The sequence below is a fragment of the Xanthomonas protegens genome (genome assembly GCF_038442435.1).
Lineage (GTDB): Bacteria > Pseudomonadota > Gammaproteobacteria > Xanthomonadales > Xanthomonadaceae > Xanthomonas_A > Xanthomonas_A sontii.
Genome location: NZ_JAQJCQ010000012.1, coordinates 43460 through 67595, shown reverse-complemented (window position 1 = coordinate 67595; position 24136 = coordinate 43460). Strand labels below are relative to the sequence as shown.

At 70.6% G+C, this 24136-nt stretch carries 20 protein-coding genes; 8 read left to right on the top strand and 12 right to left on the bottom strand.

The features are described from left to right. Positions 1 to 481: 481 nt before the first annotated feature. From PIQ37_RS14445 to PIQ37_RS14420, 6 genes are all read right to left on the bottom strand, one after another. Positions 482 to 877 (bottom strand): hypothetical protein, encoded by a 396-nt coding sequence (locus PIQ37_RS14445; RefSeq protein WP_342073977.1) that lies wholly within the window; start codon positions 875 to 877, stop codon positions 482 to 484. A gap of 43 nt (positions 878 to 920) precedes the next feature. Next, a complete protein-coding gene (locus PIQ37_RS14440; protein ID WP_017908516.1) occupies positions 921 to 1688 on the bottom strand; it encodes a LytR/AlgR family response regulator transcription factor in 768 nt (255 codons plus the stop codon). Beyond that, a complete protein-coding gene (locus PIQ37_RS14435) occupies positions 1681 to 2985 on the bottom strand; it encodes a sensor histidine kinase (RefSeq protein ID WP_152182480.1) in 1305 nt (434 codons plus the stop codon). The genes PIQ37_RS14440 and PIQ37_RS14435 overlap by 8 nt, the downstream gene beginning before the upstream one ends. 168 nt (positions 2986 to 3153) lie before the next feature. Continuing rightward, positions 3154 to 3372, bottom strand: coding sequence for a hypothetical protein (locus PIQ37_RS14430; protein WP_267087372.1), 219 nt, complete (start codon positions 3370 to 3372; stop codon positions 3154 to 3156). Beyond that, positions 3353 to 3802, bottom strand: coding sequence for a type II 3-dehydroquinate dehydratase (locus PIQ37_RS14425; RefSeq protein WP_017908518.1), 450 nt, complete (start codon positions 3800 to 3802; stop codon positions 3353 to 3355). Before PIQ37_RS14425 ends, PIQ37_RS14430 begins: the two co-directional genes overlap by 20 nt. Positions 3803 to 3812: 10 nt before the next feature. Then, positions 3813 to 4235 carry a hypothetical protein gene (locus PIQ37_RS14420; protein WP_017913863.1) on the bottom strand — a complete coding sequence of 141 codons (423 nt, stop codon included), beginning with the start codon at positions 4233 to 4235 and terminating at the stop codon, positions 3813 to 3815. Positions 4236 to 4505: 270 nt separating this feature from the next. On the opposite strand from PIQ37_RS14420, the gene PIQ37_RS14415 reads away from it, so the two are divergent. Further along, positions 4506 to 6098 carry an APC family permease gene (locus PIQ37_RS14415; RefSeq protein ID WP_017908520.1) on the top strand — a complete coding sequence of 531 codons (1593 nt, stop codon included), beginning with the start codon at positions 4506 to 4508 and terminating at the stop codon, positions 6096 to 6098. A 13-nt stretch (positions 6099 to 6111) separates the two neighbouring features. Here the strand turns inward: PIQ37_RS14415 and PIQ37_RS14410 are convergent, their stop codons facing one another. From PIQ37_RS14410 to PIQ37_RS14400, 3 genes are all read right to left on the bottom strand, one after another. Next, positions 6112 to 6603 (bottom strand): hypothetical protein, encoded by a 492-nt coding sequence (locus tag PIQ37_RS14410; RefSeq protein WP_342073976.1) that lies wholly within the window; start codon positions 6601 to 6603, stop codon positions 6112 to 6114. Positions 6604 to 6656: 53 nt separating this feature from the next. After that, the gene (locus PIQ37_RS14405; RefSeq protein WP_342073975.1) at positions 6657 to 8330 is read right to left on the bottom strand and encodes a M28 family metallopeptidase; all 1674 of its coding nucleotides are present in this window, start codon (positions 8328 to 8330) and stop codon (positions 6657 to 6659) included. Between the two features lie 276 nt (positions 8331 to 8606). Beyond that, positions 8607 to 9014, bottom strand: a complete 408-nt coding sequence (locus PIQ37_RS14400) for a hypothetical protein (protein WP_342073974.1) — start codon at positions 9012 to 9014, stop codon at positions 8607 to 8609. Between the two features lie 553 nt (positions 9015 to 9567). On the opposite strand from PIQ37_RS14400, the gene PIQ37_RS14395 reads away from it, so the two are divergent. The 4 genes from PIQ37_RS14395 (at position 9568) to PIQ37_RS14380 (ending at position 16859) form a co-directional block, all read left to right on the top strand. Continuing rightward, complete coding sequence (locus PIQ37_RS14395) at positions 9568 to 11025, top strand: cellulase family glycosylhydrolase (protein ID WP_407136596.1); 1458 nt, start codon at positions 9568 to 9570, stop codon at positions 11023 to 11025. Positions 11026 to 11281: 256 nt separating this feature from the next. Then, positions 11282 to 12754: a cellulase family glycosylhydrolase gene (locus PIQ37_RS14390; RefSeq protein ID WP_342073972.1), complete on the top strand. Its 1473-nt coding sequence runs from the start codon at positions 11282 to 11284 to the stop codon at positions 12752 to 12754. Positions 12755 to 12890: 136 nt separating this feature from the next. Then, complete coding sequence (locus PIQ37_RS14385; RefSeq protein ID WP_342073971.1) at positions 12891 to 15782, top strand: M16 family metallopeptidase; 2892 nt, start codon at positions 12891 to 12893, stop codon at positions 15780 to 15782. 297 nt (positions 15783 to 16079) lie between these two features. Beyond that, positions 16080 to 16859: a DUF72 domain-containing protein gene (locus tag PIQ37_RS14380; RefSeq protein WP_342073970.1), complete on the top strand. Its 780-nt coding sequence runs from the start codon at positions 16080 to 16082 to the stop codon at positions 16857 to 16859. Positions 16860 to 17115: 256 nt separating this feature from the next. Here the strand turns inward: PIQ37_RS14380 and PIQ37_RS14375 are convergent, their stop codons facing one another. Then, a complete protein-coding gene (locus PIQ37_RS14375) occupies positions 17116 to 17472 on the bottom strand; it encodes a hypothetical protein (protein WP_342073969.1) in 357 nt (118 codons plus the stop codon). Between the two features lie 332 nt (positions 17473 to 17804). On the opposite strand from PIQ37_RS14375, the gene PIQ37_RS14370 reads away from it, so the two are divergent. Together PIQ37_RS14370 and treA are read left to right on the top strand one after the other, a co-directional pair. Then, the gene (locus PIQ37_RS14370; RefSeq protein WP_342073968.1) at positions 17805 to 18728 is read left to right on the top strand and encodes a GAF domain-containing protein; all 924 of its coding nucleotides are present in this window, start codon (positions 17805 to 17807) and stop codon (positions 18726 to 18728) included. Positions 18729 to 19027: 299 nt separating this feature from the next. Next, complete coding sequence (treA, locus tag PIQ37_RS14365) at positions 19028 to 20722, top strand: alpha,alpha-trehalase TreA (RefSeq protein WP_342073967.1); 1695 nt, start codon at positions 19028 to 19030, stop codon at positions 20720 to 20722. Between the two features lie 73 nt (positions 20723 to 20795). On the opposite strand, the gene PIQ37_RS14360 is transcribed toward treA, so the two are convergent. Next, positions 20796 to 21569 (bottom strand): lytic transglycosylase domain-containing protein, encoded by a 774-nt coding sequence (locus PIQ37_RS14360; protein WP_342073966.1) that lies wholly within the window; start codon positions 21567 to 21569, stop codon positions 20796 to 20798. A 441-nt stretch (positions 21570 to 22010) separates the two neighbouring features. After that, positions 22011 to 22943 carry a hypothetical protein gene (locus PIQ37_RS14355; protein ID WP_407136595.1) on the bottom strand — a complete coding sequence of 311 codons (933 nt, stop codon included), beginning with the start codon at positions 22941 to 22943 and terminating at the stop codon, positions 22011 to 22013. 330 nt (positions 22944 to 23273) lie between these two features. On the opposite strand from PIQ37_RS14355, the gene PIQ37_RS14350 reads away from it, so the two are divergent. Further along, positions 23274 to 24059, top strand: a complete 786-nt coding sequence (locus tag PIQ37_RS14350) for a transporter substrate-binding domain-containing protein (RefSeq protein WP_342073964.1) — start codon at positions 23274 to 23276, stop codon at positions 24057 to 24059. Positions 24060 to 24136 lie beyond the last annotated feature (77 nt).

Sequence of the window (24136 nt, the reverse complement as noted above, 5' to 3'; positions counted from 1 at the left end):
TGTGAGAGCGACGTCGGTCGCGACGCGGGATGCCATCCGGTAGTTGCGCTGCAGAGGCGTCGGGACTGAAGTCCCTCCCACAACAGCGGCGGGCTGATTGCGCCATTCGGCTGCAAGGGCGGATGCGGCGACGCGATGCGTCGGTCGCCCTCGCATCCGGGTCGCGGCTGAAGCCGCTCCTACGTTGCCGATCTTCGGACCGCAACGAGGCATCGCGTAGGAGCGGCTTCAGCCGCGACGCATGACGTGGTCCGACAGCTCTGCGGCAATGCCTCTCAACGGCTTCAGCCGCAACGCGCGACGTCCGACAGCTCCGCGGTAATGCCCGTGTGGGAGCGACTTCGGTCGCGACGCAAGACGCCATCCGGCAGTTCCATTGCAGACGCGTCGGGACTGAAGTCCCTCCCACAACAGCCGCGGCCATCGTGACATCGCTGGATGTGTCGGAAGATCGTATCGACCAGCCGTTCGCTATCGCCTCTCACTCGCGCCCGCAGGCCGAGGCCGTTGCATCCGACACCACGCACTGGCGGAAATCGCCCGGCAGCCCGGCGATCTCGCGGCGCTGGCCGACTGCCAGATCGAAGGCCTGCAGCACGCGCGGACTGCACGCGGCGCCATCGCCGCCGCCGGCCTGCGGCGATGCCGTGCAGGCCGCATAGACCTGGTAGTGGCAGCGCCCGCTGCGGCTGTCGATGCAGCGGAACGTGGCCAGGCCACCGCGGTACGTGGTGCGGCTGAAGAGCAGCGGCACGCCGCGTTCGCTGGCCTGCACCACCGTCTCGCGGTGGGCGCCCATGGACACGTCGAGATCGGCATGTCCCTGGCAGCCGAACAGGCCGAGGAGGCACGACCACAGCACGGAGAGCAGACGCATGGCGGAGATTCCTTGTTCCAGTGCGAAGCGAGGGATTGCGCGGCTACATGCCGCGGAACAGGCTCATGTAGGGTTGGCTGACGGTCAGGACCTCGTCGCGGTGGCGCAGCTTCAGCCGGCCCTTGCCGGTGTCGTCGCGCACCACCGAGGCCACCGCCTTGAGGTTGACGATGGTGGAGCGGTGGATCTGCCGGAACGCCGCCGGATCGAGCACGTCCAGCAGTTCGCGCAAGGAAGTGCGCAGCACCGCCTCGCCGTCGCGGGTGAGCACCGTGGTGTACTTGCTGTCGGCCTGGAAATACAGCACGTCGTCGAGCAGGATCAGCCGCGTCTCGCGGCCGCTGCTGGCGGTGACCCAGGCCAGCGGCGGCGGCGCCGACGGCGCGACCGGGCGCTGCTGCAGACGCTGCAGCAGCGCGTCGAGCACCGCCGGATCCGGCCCCTGCGCCGCCCGTGCCTGCAGCCGCTGCACCGTGGCCTGCAGACGCTCGCGCACGATCGGCTTGAGCAGGTAGTCCACCGCGCCGTGCTCGAACGCATCGATGGCGTACTGGTCGTAGGCAGTGACGAACACCACCTGCGTGTGCGGGCTCAACTCGCCCAGCGCACGCGCCACCTCGATGCCGCTCAGCCCGGGCATGCGGATGTCCAGGAACGCCACCTGCGGGCGCAGCTCGGCCAACCGCTCCAGCGCGCTGGCGCCGTCCTCGCACTCGGCGACGATGCGCAACTCCGGCCACACCTCGCCCAGCAGCGCGACCAGCGCATCGCGCAGCAGGGTTTCGTCCTCGGCGACGATCGCGTCAGTCATGGTGCGCTCCCGTGTGCATCGCCACCGGCGCCGGCAGTGGCGGCGGTGGCGGCGTCGTCCCCGCCGGCCACGGCAGGGTGATGGTGGCGGCCACGCCGCTGGGGAAGTTGGAGACGATGGCGAAGCTCGCCGCGCCGGCATAGGTAAGGCGCAAGCGTTCGCGCAGGTTCTTCAGACCGATGCCGGTGCCGCTGGACTGGGTGTTGAAGCCCAGGCCGTCGTCGGCCACGGTCAGGGTGACGTGATCGTCGACCGCGCGCGCCAGGATCCAGATGGTGCCGCCGCCGGGCTTGGGTTCCAGGCCGTGCTTGATCGCGTTCTCCACCAGCGTCTGCAGCATCATCGACGGCAGCGGCAGCGTCTTCATCGTCTCCGGCACCTGCACCTGCAGTTGCAGGCGCGCGCCCATGCGGATGCGCAGGATCTCCAGGTAGGCCTGGGTCCGCTCGAGTTCGTCGCCGAGCGAGCTCATCGCGTCCTCGGTGCTGGGCAGCGAGCGCCGCAGGTACTGGATCAGATAGCCCAGCATCAGGTCGGCGCGCGGCGGATCGGTCCGCGCCAGCACCTGTGCGCTGGCCAGCGTGTTGTAGAGGAAATGCGGCTCGACCTGCGCGTGCAACAGGTTCAGCCGCGCCACGGTCAGCTCCTGCTCGGTGGCGGCCTGTGTGGCGGCGGCCTGCTCGTCGCGGCGCAGCTCGGCCACGCGCCGCGCCAGCGCCCGGCCCAAGGCTTCGGCGTTCTCGTAGTTGCTGCCCTCGTCGACCGCGAACAGGTCGATCCAGGCGCTGGCATCCGGCTCCAGCAGCAGGGTCAGGCTGCTGGTGCCGGTGCCCGGGGTCACCGTCGCCACCACCTGGTTGCGCTTGACCGCGAAGCGCGCGGCCAGGTTCCAGCGCGACGGCGGGCGGCCGTTGTACGGATCGATGCGGCGCACCTTGGCGCGCACCTGCAGGCTGTCCAGCGTGCTTTCCACCTCCTCCACCCGCGGCAGCTCGCGCACCGCCGCATCCAGCAGCGCGAACGCCTCATGGGTGTCCAGCGGGATCTCGATCTGGCGCCGCTGGCGGCTGGCCAGGGTGCCCCAGTCCAGGCGCCCGGCGATCAGCCAGACCTTGCGCAGGTGGGTGATGCCGGCGATCAGCGCCGACAGCATCAACAGCATCGCCAACAGGCCGAACAGCCAGCCCGGCCCGGAATTCATGCCGTAGAACAACCCGGCCCAGACGAAGGCGGCGACAACCACCGCCACTGCCCAGGCGCACAACAGGCGAACGAGGAAGAACAGGCTGGCGAGCATGGCGGCCGGGGACTGGGAAGTTCCGGCGAGGATAGCCGCGGCGTCGCACGGCGCCAGCGGCGTGCGACGAAACCGCCGCTGGCGAGGATGGGACCGGGCCTTGGCAGGACGAAACCGCAGCCCATCCGCACGCAGAGGCGGCGGCGCCATTCCAGGCGACAGCGCGCCCTACAGCCGGCTCACGCTGCGGATGCGGATCTCCGCGCTGTCCACGCCGTGGCGTTGCGCCGCCTGCGCGCGCAGGCGGCACAGCAGCCGCTCCGGGTCCAGCGGCGCCGGCTCGGCCCAGGTGTGCGCCAGGGTGCCCCAGGCCACGCGCTGGCCGAAGCTGTAGGCCTCGTAGTCGGCCAGGTAGTGGCGCGCGCGCTCAGGTGCCGACGTGGACATCGCCTTCGTAGCCGTTGCAGCCCAGGTGTTCGAGCGCGATCGACAGCGCCAGCGCGTAGCCCTGCGCGCAGTAGCCGCCGACCTGGCCCAGGCGCTGCCCCGACGCCGCGCACAGGCAGGCTTCGCGGCGATCGCTGGCATCGTCGTGCACTTCCACGTAAGGCCGGCGCAGGTGCGCCACCGCGTCGGCGGTGACGGCGCTGTCCGAGCACGCGCCCGGATCCAGCAACAGCATCTCCACCCCGGCCTGGTCGGCCTGGGCCAGTGCCTGCAGCAGTTCGCGCTCGCTGGCGCAGCCGCGCACCGCCAGGGTCTTGCCGGCGCGGCCGGCATGGGCGAGCAATTGCCGCATCACCGGTGGGGCGATGCGGGCCGGGCGGCCGCGATGGCCGGCCACGCAGTCCGGGCCACGGAGCAACAGGATCGACATGGCGGCGCCCTCAGTTGGCCAGCGCCGCGCGCGCGCCGAGCCGGCGCTGCGCCACGCCCAGGGCGATGGCGTAGCTGTCGGCGAGCGCACCGTTGGCGATCACCGTCAGCAACGGCATGTGCCGCGGATGCAGCAGCGGTTCCAGCGCCTGCGCGCTGGCATCGTGCACCTCGATGTACGGATGGCCCAGCGCGTCCAGCGCCGCGCACAGCTGCGCGCCGTGGTCGGCCAGCTCCGACGCCGGCAACTCGCCGGAATCCAGCAGCACCAGCTCGGTGTCGTCGCACGCGCCCTGCCGCAGCCGCGCCACGATCTGCGCGGCATCGGCACAGGCCACCGGCACCACCTGCGCGGCATGGGAAGCGGCCAGACACTGCGCCGCGGCGATGGCCGACGCATCGCGATGCGGGCCCTGGATCAGCAGAATCGACATGGAACACATCCAACGGAAAGGACGTGGCGCAGTCTGCGCGCGCGCCGCGTAAGCGCGCCATGGCGGTTGGGGGCTGCGCGCGTAAAGTCTGCGTAAGGCGGGGATTCGGGAGTCGGGATTGGGGATTCGCAAAAGCGGACGGCGCCGCCGCGCTTCACCAATCTCGAATCCCAATCCCGAATCCCGGCTTCTAAGCGAATCCCCACTCCCGAATCCCCAATCCCAGCTTTATGCGATCATCCCCCGCTTCCCGCCGCCGCCGGACCCGCCATGACCCAAACCGCCCTGCGCCGCGATGTCGGCCCGTTCGCCCTGATGCTGACCGGCCTCGGTTCGATCATCGGTTCCGGTTGGCTGTTCGGCGCCTGGCGCGCCGCCGGGCTGGCCGGCCCCGGTGCGATCTGGGCCTGGGTGCTGGGCGCGGCGATCGTCACCACCATCGCCCTGGCCTATGCCGAACTGGGCGCGATGTTCCCCGAGTCCGGCGGCATGGTCCGCTACAGCCACTATTCGCACGGTTCGCTGGTCGGCTTCATCGCCGGCTGGGCCAACTGGATCGCGATCGTGTCGGTGATCCCGGTGGAGGCCGAGGCCTCGGTGCAATACATGGCGTCCTGGCCGTGGCAATGGGCGCAGGACCTGTACGTGCAGCAGCCCGGCGGCGCCGGCGAGCTGTCGGTGCCCGGCCTGTGCATCGCCGCGGTGCTGGTGCTGGTGTACTTCCTGCTGAACTTCTGGAGCGTGAAGCTGTTCGCGCGCTCCAACAGCCTGATCACCGTCTTCAAGCTGGTGGTGCCGGCGCTGACCGGCGTGGCGCTGATCGCCAGCGGCTTCCACAGCGAGAACTTCAGCGTCGGCCTGCACGGCGGCAGCCACACCATCGACTTCGCCGCGGTGCTCACCGCGGTGGCCACCGCCGGCATCGTGTTCAGCTTCAACGGCTTCCAGAGCCCGGTGAACCTGGCCGGCGAGGCGCGCAATCCCGGGCGCAGCATCCCGTTCGCGGTGCTCGGCTCGATCGCGCTGGCCACGGTGGTCTACGTGCTGCTGCAGGTCGCCTACCTGGGCGCGGTGCCGCCGGACCTGCTGGCAAAGGCCGGCTGGCACGGCATCGACTTCCGGTCGCCGTTCGCGCAGCTGGCGATCATCGTCAACCTGCACTGGCTGGCGATGCTGCTGTACGTGGACGCCTTCGTCAGCCCCAGCGGCACCGGCATCACCTACACCGCCACCACCGCGCGGATGATCTACGGCATGGAGCGCAACGGCACCATGCCCAAGGTGCTGGGCCGGATCCATCCGACCTGGGGCGTGCCGCGCCCGGCGATGTTCTTCAACCTGCTGGTGTCCTATCTGTTCCTGTTCTTCTTCCGCGGCTGGGGCACGCTGGCGGCGGTGATCTCGGTGGCGACGATCATTTCCTACCTCACCGGCCCGATCAGCGCCATGGCGCTGCGCAAGCACGCGCCGGAGATGCACCGCCCGCTGCGCATCGCCGGCCTGCCGGTGCTGGCCGCCGCCGCCTTCGTGCTGGCCACCGAACTGCTGTACTGGGCGCGCTGGCCGCTGACCGGCGAGATCATCCTGCTGATGCTGGTGGCCCTGCCGGTGTACGCGTACTACCAGCAGCGCGACGGCTGGAAGGATTTCCGCCGGCACCTGCGCGGCGCCAGCTGGCTGATCGCCTATCTGCCGACCATCGCCCTGCTGTCGTGGGCCGGCAGCACCACCTTCGGCGGCCACGGTTACCTGTCCTACGGGCCGGACCTGGTGGTGGTCGGCGTGGTCGCGCTGGGCTTCTACTTCTGGGGCGTGCGCGCCGGCTGGCGCACGCCGTCGCTGCAGCAGGCCAGCGGCGGCTGAGCCGCGGCGGCGCTCAGCCGCCGCGCAAGGTTTGCAGCGCGCGCGACAGCAACGTGGCGCCGCTGAAGCCGGCCAGCGCGCACAATCCTGCCGCGCCGGCCAGCGCACCGATGTCGGCATGATCGCCGAACAGCGCGATCGCCGAGCCGATGCACGCCGCAGAGAACCCGGCGCCGACCAAGCCGATGCGCAGATGCGCGCGCCAGCCGCGCAGACGCGGCCATGCGCGTCCTGCGACCAGGCCGGTCAGCAAGGCCGGCAAGACGCCGAACAGGTAGGAATACAGCGCGATCCCCAGCAGCATCAGCAGCCCGCCGCCGATGTCACCGAGGTGAGCGCCGCCCCGGAGCCACGCGACCGCCATCATCGGCAGCAAGACCGCCGCAGTCCCCAGCGGCGGCCCCACCAATGGGAACGCCACGGCCACGCCAACGCCGACCAGCCAGCGCGGCAGCGGGTCGTTGCCCGCGTCCACGTCGACCGGATCGGCGGTTTCAGCGCGCACGCCCGCCGGCGGATCCGCAGCCGCCTGCGGCGCAGGCGGCACTGGGGCGTGGCTCACTTGGCGGGCACGGCCTGGCGCTGCGCGGCGCTGGCGTCGCGGGTGGCGCGGAACTCGGAGTCGCGGCTCCAGTTCGGCCACTGCGTCGAATTGGCCAGTTCCTCGCCCAGCGTGTACAGCACCTGCATGTCGCGCGCGGCGCCAGCGAAGGTCCAGTTCGGCTGCCAATCATCGCCGGGCTGGTGGTAGCGCTTGGCGGTGTAGTCGTCCGAAGCGGCCTTGCCAGCCGCCACGCCGCCGTCCACCCAGTCCTGGCCGGCGGCGAAGGACAGCGCCGGCACGCCGCGCTTGGCGAAGGAGAAGTGATCCGAGCGGAAGAAGTAGCCGGCTTCCGGCTTCGGATCGGGCGTGTAGCGCAGGTCCCAACCCTTGGCCACGCGCTTGAGGTCGTCGAGCAGTTCCAGCTTGGCGGTGCCGTAGATGCCGAAATCGCGCGAGGGCCCGAACGGGCTCATGCCGTCCATGTTGATCACCGCCACCGTGCGCGCCAGCGGATACAGCGGCTTGGAGGCGTAGTACTCCGAGCCGAGCAGGCCCTTCTCCTCGGCGGTGACCGCCATGAACACCACCGAGCGCTGCGGCGCCGGGCCCTTGGCGAAGGCGCGGGCCAGTTCCAGCAGCGCGGCGACGCCGCTGGCATTGTCCAGCGCGCCGTTGAAGATGCGGTCGCCCTTGGCATCGGGTGCGCCCACGCCCAGGTGATCCCAGTGCGCGGTGTAGATGAGGGTGTCGTCCGGCTGGGTCTTGCCGGGCAGCCGCGCGACCACGTTGCGCGAGGTGATCACCTCCGACTTCACCGCGTAGTCGGCGTATAGGCGCTCGCCCTTCAGCTCCACCGGCTTGAAGTCGCGCGATTGCGCCTGCTTCTTCAGCGCATCGAAATCCAGCCCGGCGCGCTTGAACAGGTCCACCGCCAGATCGCGCTGGATCCAGCCCTCCAGCTCCGGATGCACCGTCTTGGGATCGTCGCGGACCACGTCGAACATGCTGTTGGTGTTGGAGTTGGCCACGGTGGCCCAGCCGTAGGAGGCCGGTGCGGTCTCGTGCACGATCAGCACGCCGGCCGCGCCCTGCCGCGCGCCTTCCTCGAACTTGTAGGTCCAGCGGCCGTAGTAAGTCATGCCCTTGCCGTCGAACGCGCCCTTGCCGGTCTCGAAGTCGGGGTCGTTGATCAGCACCACCGCGATCTTGCCCTTCAGGTCCACGCCCTTGAAGTCGTCCCAGCCGCGCTCGGGCGCCTTGACGCCGTAGCCGACGAACACCAGCGGCGCGCCGTCCAGGGTCACCTGGCTGCTGCCGTCGAGCGCGGCGCGCACGGCGATCTGCTGACCCTGGGTCAGGGCCTGGCGCTGGTCGCCGCTGGCGATGGCCAGTTGCGGGGTACCGACGATGTCGGCGCGGCGCAGCGGCACCGCCTGGGTCCACAGGCGCTTGCCGTCGCGCAGGTCGCCGCCCGGCTGCAGGCCGGCCGCCTGGAACTGCGCGCTCAGATAGGCCACGGTCTTCTCCTCGCCCGCCGAGCCCGGGGCGCGGCCCTCGTAGGCGTCGGAGGCCAGTGTCTTGACGTCGGCGGACAAGCGCTTGGTGTCGAAGGTCGGTGCGGGCGGCGGTGCCGCCAGGCTGGCGCCGGACAGCGCAAGAGCCAGCAGGCTCACGATCGGTCGTTTCACGGAGTTCCCCTCGGCAGACACAAAGAACCTCGAGTGTAGCGGCGCGGCCAGGCGATCGGCAGGGGCCGGGGCGGTTTGGGCGCGCGCGGTCGTTCGAGCGCTGATGTCGTGGGGCGCGCCATCATCCCAGCGCATGCCGCGTGCCGCTGCGCGTGCGCGTGGCAGGGACGCGCCAGGAAATGGACGCTCGCCCGGGACTTCCTTGGCTGAAGCCCGCGGGCCGGCTGGCGCACCCGTCGCTGCCGCAGGCCAGCACCGGCCGGGCCGCGGCAGCGCTCAGCGTCCGCGCAGCCGGTCCAGCGCCAGCGAGAGCAGCAGGGCGCCGACGCCCCCGGCAAGCACGCAAGATCCCAGCCAGCTGCCGGGCTCGCGGAACGCATCGCGATGGCTGTTGATCCAGGCAATGAGCGCACCGACGCAGACGGCCGACATGCCGGCACCGATCAACCCCACCAGCAGATGCGCGCGCCAGCCACGCAGGCGGGGCCAGGCATAGGCGGCGAACAGGCCGGTCAACAGCCCCGGCAACGCGCCGAAGATGCAGGACATCAGCGCCATGAGCAGGAGAAGCGGCAGCGCATCGCCGAAGCCGCCGGGCTGCCCCCACGTCCAGGAAAACGCCAACGGCAGACCGACGACCAGCGTGCCCAGGAGCGGCGCGACGATCGCGAACGCCAGCACCACGCCGCTGCGGACCAGCCAGCCTGGCGCCGCCGCGGTGTCCGCCGGGGCGACAGCCGCAGCGTCGCCCCTCCGTGCCGCCGCGGCCCCGGGCGCAACTGCCGGGGCAGGCGCCGGCGCTACGGACGGCGGCAGCGGATCGCGACTCACGCGCGCCGCCCTGCGCCGGCGCCGCGGCGCGCGCGGAAGGCGGAATCGAGGCGCCAATGCGGCCACTGCACCGCGAAGGACAGGTTTGGGCGTTGCACGAAGATCCCCTCGGCAGGCATGAGCGACCGAGTGTAGCGAGGCGGCCGCGGGACCGGCACGGGCCGGGCATCCGCCAGACGTGCGCTGTCGCAAAAATTTATTGTGATAAACCGCTCAAATACGAACCTGAACATGCTCTAATGCCGCGCTCGCGCATCACGGGGCCGCGCCGATCGGTGGCCCACGCCGATCCGCGTGCCCCTCCCGGCTTCCACCCGAGCCGGGCGCGGCGTCCGTTGCCCCCACCCTCATCTGGGCCGCTCCGACTGCGGGGCCGGCCCGCTTCCGGAGACCTGCAGAGATGTCGATGTCCCCTCTCACCCGCATCACCCGTTGCGTGCTGGCCGCCGCGCTGCTGGCCGCCAGCGGTTCGGCCTGGAGTTACGCCGTCAGCAAAGGCACGGTGGTGGACGACCGCGGCAACGCGGTGCAACTGCGCGGCGTCAACTGGTTCGGCTTCGAAGGCAGCGCGCACACCGTGCATGGCCTGTGGGCGCGCAACTGGAAGGACATGATCACGCAGATGCAGGGCCTGGGCTTCAATGCCGTGCGCCTGCCGTTCTGCCCGCAGACCCTGCGCGGCGTCGCGCCGACCAGCATCGACTACGGTCGCAACCCGGACCTGCAGGGCCTGAATTCGCTGCAGGTGCTGGACAAGGTGGTCAACGAGCTCAGCAGCCGCGGCATGTACGTGCTGCTGGACCACCACTCGCCCGATTGCCAGGGCATCTCCGAGCTCTGGTACACCGACTCCTACAGCGAGCAGCAGTGGCTCAGCGACCTGACGTTCGTGGCCAAGCGCTACGCGTCGGTGCCGGGCGTGATCGGCATCGACCTGAAGAACGAGCCGAACGGCCGCAACACCTGGGGCACCGGCAACCTCAAGACCGACTGGAACAAGGCGGTCGAGCGCGCCTCGGCGGCGGTGCTGAAGGTGGCGCCGAAGTGGCTGATCGTGGTCGAGGGCATCACCGACAACCCCACCTGCTCCAGCAGCTATGGCTACTGGTGGGGCGGCAACCTGGAACCGCTGACCTGCACCAAGCTCAACGTGCCGGCCAATCGCCTGCTGCTGTCCCCGCACGTGTACGGCCCCGACGTGAACTGGCAGCCCTACTTCGGCGACAGCAGCTTCCCGGCCAACATGCCGGCGATCTGGGAGCGCCAGTTCGGCCAGCTGACCCAGCGCGGCTACGCCATGATGATCGGCGAGTTCGGCGGCAACGAAGGCCGCAACCAGGCGCAGGACCCGATCCTGCAGAGGGCGCTGATCGACTACCTGATCAAGAAGAACATCCGCAGCGGTTTCTACTGGGCCTGGAACCCGAACAGCCGCGACACCGGCGGCGTGCTCGACGACGACTGGACCACCGTGCGCAGCGAAAAGATGGTCGGGCTGAAGCGGCTGTGGGGCGATACCAGCGGCACCACGCCGACGCCGACGCCCACTCCGACCCCGACGCCCACGCCGGAGCCGACCCCGACCCCGACACCCACGCCGGCCCCGGGCAGCGCCAGCTTCAGCACCAAGGTCATCGTCGACAGCGACTGGAACGCGGGCTACTGCGAACGCGTGCAGGTGACCAACAGCGGCAGCGCCACCGGCAACTGGGCGGTCACCCTGTCCATCAGCGGCACCGTCAACAACCTGTGGAACGCCACCTGGACGCAGTCGGGCACCACCCTCAGCGCCAGCGGCGTGGACTGGAACAAGACCCTGGCCCCCGGCGCCACCGCCGAGTTCGGGTTCTGCGCCGCCCGCTGAAGACGGCGCCATCGCCCCGCGCAGCGCGCGGGGCCCAACCTCAACGGCAGCGTCCCACGACGCTGCCGTTGGCGTTTTCGCCAGGCGAGAGCGCGCCCGTGGACATCACCACAGCACCTGCGCGCAATCCGTGGACAAGCCCGTCTTCTGCAACGGCAGTCACGGCCGCCAAGGCGGACACTGCCGATCATCGCCGCCAGGCATCCGCCCCCCTTTGGCCGGCGCGCTCCGCACCGGCCACCCTCGGAGCATCGCGATGAACCGGTCCCTGCATTCCCGCATTACCCGCTGCCTGCTGGCCGCGGCGCTCGTGGTCGCCAGCGGCTCGGCCTGGAGCTATGCCATCAACCAGGGCAAAGTGGTGGACGACGCCGGCAACGCCGTGCAATTGCGCGGCGTCAACTGGTTCGGTTTCGAGACCTCGCAGCACACCGTGCACGGCCTGTGGGCGCGCAACTGGAAGGACATGATCACGCAGATGCAGGGCCTTGGCTTCAACGCCGTGCGCCTGCCGTTCTGCCCGCAGACGCTGCAGGCGGTATCGCCCGGCAGCATCGACTACAGCCGCAATCCGGACCTGCAGGGCCTGAACTCGCTGCAGCTGCTCGACAAGGTGATCAACGAACTCAGCAGCCGCGGCATGTACGTGCTGCTCGACCACCACACCCCGGACTGCAACGCGATCTCCGAACTCTGGTACACCGGCAGCTACAGCGAGCAGCAATGGCTGAATGATCTGAGCTTCGTCGCCAAGCGCTACGCGTCGGTGCCGGGGGTGATCGGCCTGGACCTGAAGAACGAGCCGCACGGCGCCGCCACCTGGGGCAGCGGCAATGCCGCCACCGACTGGAACAAGGCCGCCGAACGCGCGTCGGCGGTGGTGCTGAACGCGGCGCCGAACTGGCTGATCGTGGTCGAGGGCATTTCCAACACGTCCACCTGCTCCAGCGACACCGCGCACTTCTGGGGCGAGAACCTGGAACCGCTGGCCTGCACCCCGCTGGCCATCCCGGCTAACCGCCTGCTGCTCGCCCCGCACGTGTACGGACCGGACGTCTACATGCAGCCGTACTTCAGCGCGTCCAACTTCCCGGCCAACATGCCGGCGATCTGGGAGCAGCACTTCGGCCAGTTCGCCCAGGCCGGCCACGCGCTGCTGCTGGGCGAGTTCGGCGGCAAGTACGGCCAGGGCAACCCGCTGGACGTGCAGTGGCAGAACGCGCTGGTCGACTACCTGATCGGCAAGGGCATCCACAGCGGCTTCTACTGGTCGTGGAATCCGAACAGCGGCGACACCGGCGGCATCCTCAACGACGACTGGAGCACGGTCCGCAACGACAAGGTGACCCTGCTGAAGAAGCTGTGGGACAGCGCCGGCAGCAGCACTGGCGGTGGCGGCGGCAACGGCGGTGGCAATGGTGGAGGCGGTGGTGGTGGCAACGGCGGCGGCACCACGCCAACGCCGCCGCCGTCCGGCAGCAGCTTCAGCACCAAGGTGCTGGTCGACAGCGACTGGAACGCCGGCTACTGCAACCGCGTGCAGGTGACCAACACCGGCGGCAGCAGCGGCGACTGGACCGCCACGCTGTCGATCAGCGGCACCGTCAACAACCTGTGGAACGCCACCTGGACGCAATCGGGCACCACGCTCAGCGCCAGCGGCGTGGACTGGAACAAGACCCTGGCCCCCGGCGCCACTGCCGAGTTCGGTTTCTGCGCCGCGCGCTGAGCGCGCCGCCGCGTCCCTGACGCCACCCGCACGGCCCTTCCTCCGGGTGGGCCGTGCGCGGTGTGCCATCAGTCACGTTCCCGCGGCCGCCGCCGCCCCTCTATGCTGGCGCACTGTCCACACTCAGGCCCGGCCCATGCTCCGTCCCTTGTCGCTGTTGATCTCCAGCATCCTCACCCTCGGCACCGGCGCCGCCCTGGTCGCCGCGCCGTCGGCCCTGGCCGCCGCCACGCCGGGCCAGGCGACCGCGCCGGAGATCGCCTACACCCGCTTCACCCTGCCCAACGGCCTGACCGTGGTGGTGCACGAGGACCACAAGGCGCCGGTGGTAGCGGTGAGCATCTGGTACCACATCGGCTCGGGCGACGAGCCGGCCGGCAAGACCGGCTTCGCGCACCTGTTCGAGCACCTGATGTTCTCCGGCTCGGAGAACCACAAGGGCACCTACTTCCAGCCGTTCGAGAAGGTCGGTGCCACCGACATGAACGGCACCACCTGGTTCGACCGCACCAACTACTTCGAGACCGTGCCGACCACCGCGCTGGACACCGCGCTGTGGATGGAATCGGACCGCATGGGCCACCTGCTCGGCGCGATCGGCCAGAAGGAGCTGGACACCCAGCGCGGCGTGGTCCAGAACGAGAAGCGCCAGGGCCAGAACCGCCCCTACGGCCGCGTCGACGAGAACATCCTGGCCAACATCTTCCCGGCCAACCATCCGTACCAGCACGACACCATCGGCTCGATGGCCGACCTCGACGCGGCCTCGCTGGACGACGTCAAGCAGTGGTTCCACGACAACTACGGCGCCGCCAACACCACCCTGGTGCTGGCCGGCGACATCACCGTGGCGCAGGCCAAGGCCAAGGCCGAGCAGTACTTCGGCGACATCCCCGCCGGCCGCCCGGTGCCGCGCCAGCAGCCGTGGATCACCCCGCTGGCCAAGCAGACCCGCGGCGTGCAGCACGACCACGTCGCGCAGCCGCGCATCTACCGCACCTGGGTCGCGCCGCAGCTGGGCACCGACGACGCGGTGCTGCTGGACCTGGCCACCACCGTGCTCGGCGGCGGCAAGACCAGCCGCCTGTACCAGCGCCTGGTCTATCGCGACAAGCTGGCCGACGACGTCTCCGCCGGCCTGCAGTCGTTCGCGCTGGCCAGCCAGCTGCAGATCACCGCCGACGTGAAGGAAGGCGTGGACCCGGCCAAGGTCGAGGCCGCCATCGCCGACGAACTGCAGAAGTTCCTGGCCGAAGGCCCCACCGCCGACGAACTGCAGCGCGCGCAGGTCGGCTACCGCGCCGGCTTCGTGCGCGGCCTGGAGAAGGTCGGCGGCTTCGGCGGCAAGGCCACGGTGCTGGCCGAGGGCCAGGTCTACCGCAACGATCCGGGCGCCTACAAGAAGGACCTGCAGCGCGCGCAGGACGCCACCGTGGCCAGCGTGCGCAAGGCCGCCGACACCTGGTTCGGCAAGGGCGACTACCTGCTGACCGTGCTGCCGGCGCCGGAAGGCTTCGATCCGGCAGCCGAGGACAAGGCGGTCAAGCCGCTGCCGGCGGCCCCGGGCAAGCCCGCGCCGAAGGTGCCGGCCAAGGGCAACTACAGCGTCGGCAAGTCGCAGGTGGATCGCGCTGCCGGCGTGCCGGAAACCAGCCAGTTCCCGAGCCTGAGCTTCCCGCAGCTGCAGCGCGGCAAGCTCAAGAACGGCATCGAGGTGGTGCTGGCCGAGCGCCACACCATCCCGGTCACGCAGATCCAGATGCTGTTCGACGCCGGTTACGCGACCGACCGCGGCAGCAAGCTCGGCACCGCCAACTTCACCGCGGCGCTGATGAACGAGAGCACCCGCAACCTGGATTCGGTGGACGTGGCGCAGCGCCGCCAGCGCCTGGGCGCGATGACCAGCGTGTCCTGCGAACTGGACAGCTGCGACGCCTCGCTCAACGCGCTCAACGACCAGCTGGCGCCGTCGCTGGAGCTGTTCGCCGACATCGTGCGCAACCCGGCGTTCAAGGCCGACGACATCGAGCGCATCCGCGGCCAGTGGCTGGCCTCGATCGCGCAGGAGAAGACCCAGCCGCAGGGCCTGGCGCTACGCACCCTGCCGCCGCTGCTGTACGGCCCCAGCCATCCGTACGGCGTGCCGCTCACCGGCACCGGCACCGAGGCGGCGATCAAGAGCCTCACTGCGGGCGACCTGAGCGCGTTCCAGAACAACTGGCTGCGTCCGGACAACGTGCGCATCCTGGTCGCCGGCGACACCACCCTGGCCAAGATCATCCCGCAGCTGGATGCCGCGTTCGGCGACTGGCAGGCCCCGGCCGGCAAGCGCCCGACCAAGAGCCTGCCGCAGGTGGCCGCGCAGCCCAAGCCGCGCGTGTTCCTGATCAACCGCGACGACGCCCCGCAATCGCTGATCCTGGCCGGCCTGCTGGCGCCCTCGACCAAGGCGCCGAACAACCTGGCGATCGGCGTGGCCAACGGCGCCTTCGGCGGCACCTTCACCTCGCGACTGAACATGAACCTGCGCGAGGACAAGCGCTGGGCCTACGGCGCCAACAGCTTCATGATCGACGCGATCGGCCAGCGCCCGTTCCTGTTCTTCGCCCCGGTGCAGACCGACAAGACCGCCGAATCGGCCGCCGAGATCCTCAAGGAAGCCAAGGCCGTGGTCGGCGACAAGCCGCTGACCGCCGCCGAGATCGCCAAGATCAAGGAACAGCGCGTGCGCGCCCTGCCGGGCAGCTTCGAGACCACCGGTGCGGTGCTCGGCGCGATGGAAGGCATCGTCCAGTACGGCCGCCCGGACGACTACGTGCAGACGCTGAAGACGCGCCTGGAAGCGGTCGACCAGCCGGCGGCGGAAGCGGCGATCAAGGAGATCGTGGCGCCGCAGGCGATGACCTGGGTCATCGTCGGCGACCTCAAGCAGATCGAGGCGCCGGTGCGTGCGCTGAAGCTGGGCGAGGTGCAGGTGCTGGACAGCGACGGCCAGCCGGTCAAGGCGAAGGCCGCGGGCAAGCAGTAACGCCGCACACGCATGGCGGATCTGCCCCGCCATGCGCCACGCGCCGGCGCCAGCATGAGGCGTCGGCGCCATCGCAACGCGTCGCCATCGCAACATGCGACATGCGACATGCGACATGCGACATGCGGCGACAGTGAACGCGCAGGCTGCGCTCCGGCGCAGCCTGCAGGCATCGACCGTCCCTGCATGCGCGCGGGTCGCGGATGGGTCGCCAAGGCGGCGCGCCGCGCCTGTTCTTCACGGCTCCTGGTCGCAACGCTTGGTATCCGACAGGCCTGTCCTCGCCTGCCACCGCCGATGCCGACCGCTTCTCCCCGCCGCGTCGCCGCTTCCCGCATCCGCGTCGGCTGCGCCGGCTGGTCGATCGCCAGCACGCAGCGCGGCCTGGTCGGCGATGGCGCCAGCCAGCTGGCGCGCTATGCCACCCGCTTCGACGCGGTCGAGATCAATTCCACGTTCTACCGCGCCCACCGCGCCAGCACCTACCAGCGCTGGGCCGACAGCGTGCCGACGCATTTCCGCTTCTCGGCCAAACTGCCACGCACCATCACCCACGACGCGCGCCTGTCCCGCGTCGCGCCGCTGCTGCAGACCTTCCTCGACGAGGTCGGCCATCTCGGCGACAGGCTCGGCTGCCTGCTGGTGCAGCTGCCGCCGAGCCTGGCCTTCGATGCACGCACCGCCGCCACCTTCTTCGCCATGCTGCGGCGCCGCTGGCACGGCGGCATCGCCTGCGAACCGCGCCACGCCAGCTGGTTCGACGCACGCGCCGAGGCGCTGTGGCAGCGCCACCACATCGCGCGCGTGGCCGCCGACCCGGCCCTGACTGCCAGCGCCGCGCAGCCGGCAGGCGCGGCGGCGCCAGCCTACTGGCGCTGGCACGGCGCACCACGCCTCTACTACAGCGACTATGCCGACGACACGCTGCGCGGCCTGGCCGAGCGCGTCGTCGCCGCCACGCCACGCACGGGCGAAACCTGGGTGATCTTCGACAACACCGCGCTCGGCCACGCCCTCGACAACGCCGCCACGCTGCAGACGCAGCTGCGCGCGCTCGGCGCCGGTGCCGCGGGCTGATCGCCATGTCCCGCCGATTCCCGCGATATGCCGGGCACGCCCCGCTCCTGCGACTGGAACCAGCACCCGATTCGCCGCCCTTGTAGAAGCAGCTTCAGCCGCGACCTCACGAGCGTGTCGATGTCACGCTTCGCTTGGCACGCTCATCCACACGCAAGACAGACTGCGCCCAGCCACGGTCTGCCTCAAGATCGTCGCGGGACCGCGTCAGCATGCATGCGCCGGCGGTAACCACCATGCTGCCCAACCGCCACGTTCAGTGAAAGCTCACCGTGCGAACGTCTTCGCCGTCGCCCCAGCGCGTGCAGGCGCCGGCCCCTTCGATCCAGACCGGCTTCCCCGCCATGTAGGCGGACAGCAGCATCGCCAGCTGCGCCTTTCCGGTATCGGAGGTCTCGTCCTTGATCATGTAGTACGTGGTGTTCGCCGCGCAGGTCGGACGCTGCGTCGGTGTGCCGTTGATCACGACGTAGTGCACGCCGTCGGTCGCACGGACCGACAGGTCCTTGATGGTGCCGGTCACGCTGCTGGCAGACGCAGCCCCAGGCAACAGCGAGAGTGTGAGCAGGAAGGCGACGCAGGTGCGGAAACGGTGCGTGTCGGGTAGAGCCATGGGAATCGTCCTTGCGAAGTGGCGGCGCACTCCCTTGCAGAAGGAGTACAGGCGGACCATGCGGCAGCCACCGTGCAAACCGGCATCGCAGATCGCCGCATGCGTGATGCACCGTGGGCTACCGGGATGGCAGAGCGAAACGCGGCGCATCCTATCACGGCGATTTGACCTTCCTTTGCACCATGCACGACCGCCATCGGCGCTGATTGGTCGTGCGCGGCAAAAGACTCGAGCGTGCACCGCGTCACGCTTGCGCGCTTGTCCACGCGACGTCGCCGCGCCCTGCGGTATGGTGCTGCGCCTCGCGATTCGCGCCAGACCCGACGACGCCCATGACCGATGAAGCCCAGCGCCAGCGTGTCCTCGACAGCTACCACATCGTCGACAGCCTGCCCGAGGATGCCTACCAGGACATCGTGCAGATCGCCGCCGCGCTGTGCGACACCCCGATCGCGCTGCTGTCGCTGGTGGATCGCGACCGGCAATGGTTCAAGGCGCGGATGGGCCTGGAGGTGCCGCAGACCGAGCGCAGCCAGGCGGTGTGCGACCACGCGATCCGTGAGCCCAAGCAACTGATGGAAGTGCCCGACCTCGCCGACGACCCGCGGTTCGCCGACATCTCCGTGGTCCGTGGCGACATCGGCGCGCGCTTCTATGCCGGCATGCCGCTGGTGACCGACGAGGGCATCGCCTTGGGCACCGTGTGCGTGCTGGACACCACGCCGCGCGAACTCAAGGACGCCCAGCGCGACGGCCTGCGCGCGCTGGCGCGCACCGCGATGCGCCTGCTCGACGCGCGCCGTGATGCGCTGCAGCGCCAACGCGAGGCGCTCCTGCAAGCGCACCCGGTTGGCGACAACACGGACACTGGCACCGACGGCCGCTACCGGGTGGTGATCCTGGAAGTACAGGAACTGGCCGCGCTGGCCGAGCGGCAGAGCGAACGCCTGCTGGGCAGCAGCCTGCAGCAACTCGACCGCACCCTGGCCAGCTACGTGCAGGACGGCGCCGCCGCCGACAGTGTGGACCGGGCGACCGACAGCGCCGAGTTCATCGTCATGCTGCACGGCGCCGACGCCGATCAGAAACTGCGCGGCCTGCGCGAGATCGCCGCGCGGCAGCAGGCGCTCGGGCTGACCGTGCTGGTCGGCGACGCCCAGGCCGCGCGGGCGGACGAGCCGATCGGACAGGTGTTCCTGCGCGCCGAAGCCGCGCTCAGCGCCGAGAAGGACCGCCAGCGGCCGCAGACGCCCTGACCTGCGCGGCGCGTGCCGCCGCGCGCTGGACGGCAGCTCCCCCGCCCTGACGCGGGCGGGGCCGAGTCGTCCCCCACCCAGGCGGGCAGTCCCCAAGCTGCCCCGCCGACCGAGAGCCACGCCAGACCAGCGGCCCCGTTCTTGCATGCCCCAGGCGTTGCGGTCCCTCACCGGTGCGAGCCGGGCGGCGCGCGGCCGCCAGGGCAGGATCGGGCGGGCCGCGTACCGGATCCGGCCGCGCGCCCCCGTCTCCGCTTCGGTCGTTTACCATGCCGCACGCATCCTGCTCTGGACCCGACATGAGCCATGCCGCTCCTCCCTGTTGCACCCCGCTGCTGAGCCTGTCGCTCGGCCTGTTGCTGGGCACCGCCGATACCGCCATGGCGGAGGCCGCGCCGGCGACCACGCTGACCGCCCCGGCACCGCCGCCGCAGACGCCCGACCTGGCCTACCCGGAACTGTTCCAGGCGGTGCAGCAGCAGGAACTGTTCGACGACCAGAAGCACTTCGTCGATGCGTTGCCGCTGCGCGACCCGGCGCTGATCAACGCCGACTATCTGGCGCAGCGCCAGCAGCCGGGTTTCGACCTGCGCCGTTTCGTCGCCGCCAACTTCGAGGAATCCGGCCCGGTGCAGACCGAGGCGATCCGCCAGGACACCGGCCTGCGCGAGCACATCGACGCGCTGTGGCCGCTGCTGGTGCGCCGCCAGGTCGACGTGCCGGCCTACAGCAGCCTGCTGTCGCTGCCGCACCCGTACGTGGTGCCGGGCGGGCGCTTCCGCGAGGTCTACTACTGGGATTCCTACTTCACCATGCTCGGCCTGGTGGAGAGCGGCGAACACGAACGCAGCCGGCAGATGCTGGACAACTTCGCCTACCTGATCGACACCTACGGGCACATCCCCAACGGCAACCGCACCTACTACCTGAGCCGCTCGCAGCCGCCGTTCTTCTCGCACATGGTGCAGTTGCAGGCCAAGGTGGAGGGCGACGCGGCCTATGCGCGCTACCTGCCGCAGTTGCAGAAGGAATACGCGTACTGGATGGAAGGCGCGCAGACCCTGGCCCCGGGCAGCGCGCATGCGCACGTGGTGCGGCTGGCCGACGGTAGCCTGCTCAACCGTTACTGGGATGCCCGCGACACGCCGCGCCCGGAAGCTTGGCTGCACGACGTGCGTACCGCCGCCGAGGCCAAGGACCGCCCCGCCGCCGAGGTCTACCGCGACCTGCGCGCCGGCGCCGAGAGCGGCTGGGACTATTCCAGCCGCTGGCTCGGCGACCGCAAGACCCTGGCCAGCATCCGCACCACCGCCATCGTCCCGGTCGACCTGAACAGCCTGCTCTACCATCTGGAGAGCACCCTGGCCCTGGCCTGCGCCAAGACCCCCGGCGCGGCCGGCTGCGATACCGACTACGCGGCCCTGGCCAGCGCCCGCAAGACCGCGATCGACAAGCACCTGTGGAGCGACGCCGGCTACTACGCCGACTACGACTGGCAGCAGCGCCGGCTGCGCGACCAGGTCACCGCCGCGGCGCTGTACCCGCTGTTCGTCGGGGTCGCCTCGCCGGCACGGGCCAAGCGCAGCGCCGACACCGTGCAGGCGCAGTTGCTGCGCCCCGGCGGCGTGGCCACCACGCGCCTGCACACCGGCCAGCAGTGGGACGAACCCAACGGCTGGGCGCCGCTGCAGTGGATCGCCGTGGACGGCCTGCGCCGCTACGGCCAGGACGCGCTGGCGCAGCGGATCGGCAGCCGCTTCCTGGCGCGGGTGCAGGCGCTGTTCGCGCAGCAGCACAAGCTGGTGGAGAAGTACGGCGTGGACGCGCAGGCCAAGGGCGGCGGCGGCGGCGAGTACGCGCTGCAGGACGGCTTCGGCTGGACCAACGGCGTGACCCTGTTGCTGCTGGATCTGTACGCGGCACCGGCCGCGGCGCCGACAGCCCCGCACGCGCAAGCGACGGCCGAAGCCGAGGCGGAGGCCGTCGCGCTCTGAGCCGCCGCGGGCGGCACCGCGGCCACGCCGCGTCCGCCTGCGCCCCCGGCGACGCCGACGGTGGGCGCCGCCGCTATTGCGCGGGCGTCTCCACGGCCATCCCCATCGCGATGCGGTAGCGCTGGTACAGCGCCATCACCTTGTCGATGTACTCGCGGGTCTCCGCGTACGGCGGTACGCCGCCGTAGCGCGCCACCGTGCCGATGCCGGCGTTGTAGGCCGCCGCGGCCAGCACCCGATCGCCGGCGTAGCGGCGCAGCAACGCACGCATGTAGCGGGCGCCGCCGGCGATGGACTGGTCGGCCGCGAACGGATCGCGCACGCCGTACTCCCTGGCGACCTCGGGCAACAGTTGCATCACCCCCTGCGCGCCCTTGGGCGAGACCGCGGTGGCATCGAAGCCGCTCTCGGCATGCGCGATCGCGCGCAGCCACGGCTCGTCGACCCCGGTGGCGCGCGCCGCGGCGCGGAACTGCTTGGCATGCGCGTGCAGTTGCGGCGCCCCGACCTTGCCTAATCCGGGATGCGCCACCTCTCCCGGCGGCGTGATCGCGGTAAAGCGCAGGTACGGGCGCGAGCCCGGCAGGTTGCGCGTGGAGTAGACCAATTGCCCGTCCTGCTCGCGCTCGTACAGGGTGCCGCTGAACACGCCGAGGTTGCCCCACAGATTGGGCGTGGCGATCGCCGCATCGCCCAGTTCCTTGGGGGTGCAGCGCGAACCCGGTTCCGGTGCCGTGGCCAGGCTGACCGTGCCGTCGCGCACGCAGCGGTACACCGTGCGCGCTGCCGCGTCGGCGACGACGCCACAGCACAGCAGCAGGCACAGCACGGCACGGGCAAACGGCATCGGCGACACGCTCGGACGGGATGGGCGCGCATCATCGCGCAGCACGCGTCGAGGCAAGTGATGGCGGGTTCGGTACGCTGCCGACAGCTCCCTTCCTCGTAGGAGCGGCTTCAGCCGCGACCAAAGCTTCCCTGCGACGCCATCGCGGCTGAAGCCGCTCCTACGGCAATCCGCAACACGCTGGCTGGGTGCACTGTAGGAGGGACTTCAGTCCCGACTGCATCCAAGGCCGAATAGACCGCATCCTCCGCTTGCGCGGCCGAAGGGCACCTCTGACAACCCGAGGGGCGCAGACACGTAGGAGCGGCTTCAGCCGCGACCAAAGCTTCCCTGCAACGCCGTCGCGGCTGAAGCCGCTCCTACGGCAGTCCGCAACACGCTGGCTGGGTGCACTGTGGGAGGGACTTCAGTCCCGACGGCTGCCAAGGTCAAATTACCCAGCTACGGCGCACACGCCGCCAGCTTCTGATCGGCGTACCACAGCGCGCGCCGTGCCAGGTCGTAGGCGCTGTCGGCCTCGCGCGGCAGCAGTTGCTGTGCGCGGATCGGGTCGGCGCCCTTGGCCATGGCGGTTTCCACCTGCAGCAGCGCATCCAGGTGCTGCTGCACGGGCGCCAGCAGGCGCGCGCGCTGCGCCGCCGGGCAGGCGCCGCGGCGTTGCTGCAGGTCGGCCAGGGCCTGGCGAATCCGCCGGCTGGCTTCGCCATCCAACCCGGGCACCTTTTCGAAGGCGATCGGCGCGGCCTTGTAGGCATCGCCGGTGGCCTCGCTGCCGAGGTCGCTGGCGCGCTCGTGCAGCGCCGGGTTGAACCGCACATCCGGCGGCGGCCGCGCCACCGCCGACTGATGGGTGTTCTTGGGCAACAGCTGCTTGATCGCCCGGTCGATGCCCTGCACGGCGACGTCGCCGAGGGTGCCATCGCTGGCCCAGTCCTTGTCGAAACGGGTCGACCGGTAGTCGATCGGGTTGGGTCGTTCGAGCAGACGCTTGGACTTGGCCACGTCACGCGGATTGAGTGTTCCAGGCGGCGTGCCCTGCGCCTGCGCGAACGGATCCACCGCCACGCCATCCGGCAGGCGCGGATGGCCATCGCCGGTGTACAGCGTCGCCGCCATGCTGGTCGCGGCCGCGGCGGGCGCGGTCGGCGGCTGCGAGGGCGAAGACGGCGGCGCGGCCGCACCGCGCGGCGGCCGTGTCCCGGCCGGCATGCGCGTAGCCACGGCCGGCGCGCGCGTGGACACCTTCGGCGGGTCCGGAACGCGCTGCGCGGTCTGCCGCGGCAGGAACACCAGGCGCAGCGCGTCCTCCGCCACGGCACGCGGCGGGGCCGACGGCGTGCCCCACAGCAGGCGTCCCAGCAAGGCCAGGATCATCGCCGTCGCCAGTGCCGCCCACAGATGCAGCCATCGGTCTTGCGCAGGAAGGGGGGTCACGACGGTCGAGGATCCATGGGCAGGCGGCGAAGGCGAATGTGGGGGACGGACCGGTACAGCGTGCCGCGAGTTCCGTTGCCGGTGCGTGCCGCCACGCGCGGCGCGCGACAACATGGCGTCACCGGCGCCCGCCCGGTGCACGCAAGGCCTTGTCGCGTCAGGGATTGCGTCGGCGCATGCGCAAAACGGCTAAGGTGACGCGCACCGCCGGCGCGACAGCCGGCGTACAGCCAACGGGCACCGCCGCCCACCCTGCCGCAGGAGAACCGCATGATCCGACGCCTGGCCGCCGGCCTGCTCGGCGCCGTACTGGCGCTGCCCGCGCACGCCGCCCCCTCGCACCTGGACAGCGTCCTGCAACGCGGCGTGCTGCGCGTGTGCACCACCGGCGACTACGCGCCCTACAGCCGCCTGCGCAGCGACGGCACCTACGAAGGCATCGACATCGCCCTGGCGCAATCGCTGGCCGACAGCCTGGAGGTCAAGCTGCAGTGGGTGCCCACGCGCTGGCCGACCCTGCTGCCGGACCTGCTGGCCGACCGCTGCGATATCGCCGTCGGCGGCATCTCGGTGTCGCTGCCGCGGCAGCGCCAGGCCTGGTTCAGTGCGGTGCTGGAGGTCGACGGCAAGATCCCGCTGGTGCGCTGCGCCGACCGCACGCGCTACCGCACCATCGCCCAGATCGATCGTCCCGAGGTGCGGGTGATCGAACCGCGCGGCGGCACCAACGAGGCGTTCGCCCGCCGCGAGCTGCCGCATGCGCAGTTGCGCCTGTCCGACGACAACCCCGCCATCTTCCGCGACCTGCGCGAGGGCCGCGCCGACGTGATGATCACCGATGCCTCCGAAGCGCGCTTCCAGCAGCGCCAGGTGCCCGGCCTGTGCGCAGTGGCGCCGGAGCAGCCGCTGCAGTACAGCGAAAAGGCGTTCCTGCTGCCGCGCGACGACATGGCCTGGAAGGCCTACGTCGACCAGTGGCTGCACCTGAGCAAGGCCAGCGGCGCCTATGCGCGGATCGTGGCCGCGTGGCTGGGCGATCCGGAGACGACGCGCTAGGCCTCCCGCCTGCCCGCGCGCAGCCGCTATGCTGCCGCGGCCGGCGGCGTTCGCCTCGGCATGGGGATTCAACAAGG

Bases quoted from the DNA above. Each gene is read 5' to 3' on its own strand.
- PIQ37_RS14445 (WP_342073977.1), bottom strand. From the start codon at position 877: ATGCGTCTGCTCTCCGTGCTGTGGTCGTGCCTCCTCGGCCTGTTCGGC.
- PIQ37_RS14440 (WP_017908516.1), bottom strand. From the start codon at position 1,688: ATGACTGACGCGATCGTCGCCGAGGACGAAACCCTGCTGCGCGATGCG.
- PIQ37_RS14435 (WP_152182480.1), bottom strand. From the start codon at position 2,985: ATGCTCGCCAGCCTGTTCTTCCTCGTTCGCCTGTTGTGCGCCTGGGCA.
- PIQ37_RS14430 (WP_267087372.1), bottom strand. From the start codon at position 3,372: ATGTCCACGTCGGCACCTGAGCGCGCGCGCCACTACCTGGCCGACTAC.
- PIQ37_RS14425 (WP_017908518.1), bottom strand. From the start codon at position 3,802: ATGTCGATCCTGTTGCTCCGTGGCCCGGACTGCGTGGCCGGCCATCGC.
- PIQ37_RS14420 (WP_017913863.1), bottom strand. From the start codon at position 4,235: ATGTCGATTCTGCTGATCCAGGGCCCGCATCGCGATGCGTCGGCCATC.
- PIQ37_RS14415 (WP_017908520.1), top strand. From the start codon at position 4,506: ATGACCCAAACCGCCCTGCGCCGCGATGTCGGCCCGTTCGCCCTGATG.
- PIQ37_RS14395 (WP_407136596.1), top strand. From the start codon at position 9,568: ATGTCCCCTCTCACCCGCATCACCCGTTGCGTGCTGGCCGCCGCGCTG.
- PIQ37_RS14390 (WP_342073972.1), top strand. From the start codon at position 11,282: ATGAACCGGTCCCTGCATTCCCGCATTACCCGCTGCCTGCTGGCCGCG.
- PIQ37_RS14385 (WP_342073971.1), top strand. From the start codon at position 12,891: ATGCTCCGTCCCTTGTCGCTGTTGATCTCCAGCATCCTCACCCTCGGC.
- PIQ37_RS14380 (WP_342073970.1), top strand. From the start codon at position 16,080: ATGCCGACCGCTTCTCCCCGCCGCGTCGCCGCTTCCCGCATCCGCGTC.
- PIQ37_RS14375 (WP_342073969.1), bottom strand. From the start codon at position 17,472: ATGGCTCTACCCGACACGCACCGTTTCCGCACCTGCGTCGCCTTCCTG.
- PIQ37_RS14370 (WP_342073968.1), top strand. From the start codon at position 17,805: ATGACCGATGAAGCCCAGCGCCAGCGTGTCCTCGACAGCTACCACATC.
- treA (WP_342073967.1), top strand. From the start codon at position 19,028: ATGAGCCATGCCGCTCCTCCCTGTTGCACCCCGCTGCTGAGCCTGTCG.
- PIQ37_RS14360 (WP_342073966.1), bottom strand. From the start codon at position 21,569: ATGCCGTTTGCCCGTGCCGTGCTGTGCCTGCTGCTGTGCTGTGGCGTC.
- PIQ37_RS14355 (WP_407136595.1), bottom strand. From the start codon at position 22,943: ATGATCCTGGCCTTGCTGGGACGCCTGCTGTGGGGCACGCCGTCGGCC.
- PIQ37_RS14350 (WP_342073964.1), top strand. From the start codon at position 23,274: ATGATCCGACGCCTGGCCGCCGGCCTGCTCGGCGCCGTACTGGCGCTG.